The organism is Mycobacterium sp. E3247, from assembly GCF_001667785.1.
Taxonomy (GTDB): Bacteria; Actinomycetota; Actinomycetes; order Mycobacteriales; family Mycobacteriaceae; genus Mycobacterium.
Genome location: NZ_LZJG01000087.1, coordinates 1 through 2455, shown reverse-complemented (window position 1 = coordinate 2455; position 2455 = coordinate 1). Strand labels below are relative to the sequence as shown.

The window sequence follows — 2455 nt, the reverse complement described above, 5'->3', positions numbered from 1 at the left end:
GCTCGCACTTCACTCGGAGGTCTTCGTCATGTCACCACGCCACGCCGTCACCAACGTCCGTGGTCAGTACAGCTAGCGCAGCATGGTGGCCACGATCCCGGCCAGATAGCCCAGGCGAGCCACCTCCGAGGGCCGGAATTCGGGGCCCGGTCGCCCCAGCACCACCGCCATGTGCGGATCGCCCAGCGGCGCGGCGACCATCGTGGTGTCCATGTCGCGCCACGCCTGCGGCACCCAGTCGCCGGAGCTGTCCAGCGTCGCGGCGCGGTCGATGGGCAGCCACGGGGCGGAAGCCGCCGGCGTCTCGGGCGCACCCGCGCTGACGGCCAGGCGCTCCACCCGATCGCCCGCACTACGCAGCACCGAGCACCAGCTGACGCGCAGCACCCGGGGCGCCTCGTTGGCCAGGGCCTGCAACCGCGACGACTTGTCGACGGCCGCGGCGACGTGGTCGAGCAGCTCCAGCTCCCGATGCGCCTCCAGCAACCCGGTGTGCGGACGCACGCTCTCCACCCGCACACCCGAGAGCGACTCCGCGGCGGTGATCAGCGTGTCCGGCATCGCCCCCGGCGGCAACTCGATCACCAGGTCGTCGATCGCGTAGCCCGAGCTGCGCTCCACCACGTCGAGCGACAAGATGTCGGCGCCCGCGGAGCCGAGCGCCACCGCCAGCGAGCCCAGGCTGCCCGGGCGGTCGACCAGCTCGATGCGCAACAGATAGGACGGCACGGCCAACACTGTGACACAGCCATGTGTCGACGGCATTTCGGCTCGGTACGACGGCCAACGCTCGCCGGGGCCGAGTGCCCGGCGCTCGCCCGAACAAGCGCGTTAGGCTTTCCTGTCGTGTCTCAGATCTCCCGCGACGAGGTGGCGCACCTGGCCCGGCTGTCCCGGCTGGCGCTGACCGACAGCGAGCTGGACAGCTTCGCCGGTCAGCTCGACGCCATCCTGACCCACGTCAGCCAGGTGCAGGCGGTCGACGTCACCGGCGTCGAAGCGACCGGCAACCCGCTCAAGGACGTCAACGTCACCCGCCCGGACGAGCCGACACCCTGCCTCACCCAGGCCGAGGCGCTGGCCGCGGCGCCCGAGGCCGCCGACGGCCGTTTCGCGGTGCCGCAGATCCTGGGAGACAGCGAGTGAACGAGGTCATCCGATCCGACGCCGCGACCCTGGCCGCCCGGATCGCCGCCAAGGAGCTGTCGTCGGTCGAGGTCACGCAGGCGTGCCTGGACCAGATCGCGGCGACGGACGACCAGTACCACGCCTTCCTGCACGTGGCCGCCGACGAGGCGCTGGGGGCGGCGGCGGTGGTCGACGAGGCGGTGGCCGCGGGGGAGCGGCTGCCGTCGGCGCTGGCGGGGGTGCCGCTGGCGCTCAAAGACGTGTTCACCACCGTCGACATGCCCACCACCTGCGGTTCCAAGATCCTCGAGGGCTGGCGTTCCCCATACGACGCCACCGTCACCACGCGGTTGCGCGCCGCGGGCATCCCGATCCTGGGCAAGACCAACATGGACGAGTTCGCGATGGGTTCGTCGACGGAGAACTCCGCCTACGGCCCCACCCGTAACCCGTGGAACCTCGACCGGGTGCCCGGCGGATCCGGCGGCGGCAGCGCGGCGGCGTTGGCCGCGTTCCAGGCGCCGCTGGCCATCGGATCCGACACCGGCGGCTCCATCCGGCAGCCGGCGGCGCTGACCGCGACCGTCGGCGTCAAACCGACCTACGGCACCGTGTCGCGCTACGGCCTGGTGGCCTGCGCCTCGTCCCTGGACCAGGGCGGCCCGTGCGCGCGCACCGTGCTGGACACCGCGCTGCTGCACCAGGTGATCGCCGGGCATGACCACCGCGACTCCACGTCCGTCGAGGCGGCGGTGCCCGACGTCGTCGGCGCCGCCAAAGCCGGCGCTGCCGGTGACCTGCGCGGCGTGCGCGTGGGGGTGGTCAAGCAGCTGCGCGGGGAGGGCTACCAGCCCGGTGTGCACGCCTCGTTCGAGGCGGCCGTCGAGCGGCTGACCGAGCTGGGTGCCGAGGTGAGTGAAGTCGACTGCCCGCACTTCGAATACGCGTTGGCGGCCTACTACCTGATCCTGCCGTCGGAGGTGTCGAGCAACCTGGCCCGCTTCGACGCCATGCGCTACGGGCTGCGCGTCGGCGACGACGGGACGCACAGTGCCGAGGAGGTGATGGCGCTGACGCGCGCCGCCGGTTTCGGGCCGGAAGTCAAGCGGCGCATCATGATCGGCACCTACGCGCTGTCGGCCGGTTACTACGACGCCTATTACAACCAGGCGCAGAAGGTGCGCACGCTGATCGCCCGGGACCTCGACAAGGCGTACGAGTCCGTCGACGTGGTCGTGTCGCCCGCGACCCCGACCACCGCCTTCCCGCTGGGCGAGAAGGTGGACGATCCTTTGGCGATGTACCTGTTCGACCTGTGCACGCTGCC

At 71.5% G+C, this 2455-nt stretch carries 3 protein-coding genes; 2 read left to right on the top strand and 1 reads right to left on the bottom strand.

Annotated features, from left to right (window positions below; genetic code table 11):
• Nucleotides 1-72: 72 nt before the first annotated feature.
• Nucleotides 73-729, bottom strand: coding sequence for an amino acid-binding protein (locus A9X04_RS04800; protein WP_102419894.1), 657 nt, complete (start codon nucleotides 727-729; stop codon nucleotides 73-75).
• A gap of 117 nt (nucleotides 730-846) precedes the next feature.
• Between A9X04_RS04800 and gatC the strand changes: the two genes are divergently transcribed.
• Nucleotides 847-1146, top strand: coding sequence for an Asp-tRNA(Asn)/Glu-tRNA(Gln) amidotransferase subunit GatC (gatC, locus tag A9X04_RS04795; RefSeq protein WP_067918254.1), 300 nt, complete (start codon nucleotides 847-849; stop codon nucleotides 1144-1146).
• The coding region (gatA, locus tag A9X04_RS04790) for an Asp-tRNA(Asn)/Glu-tRNA(Gln) amidotransferase subunit GatA (RefSeq protein WP_067918249.1) at nucleotides 1143-2455 on the top strand (1313 nt) is incomplete at its 3' end. The genes gatC and gatA, both read left to right, overlap by 4 nt.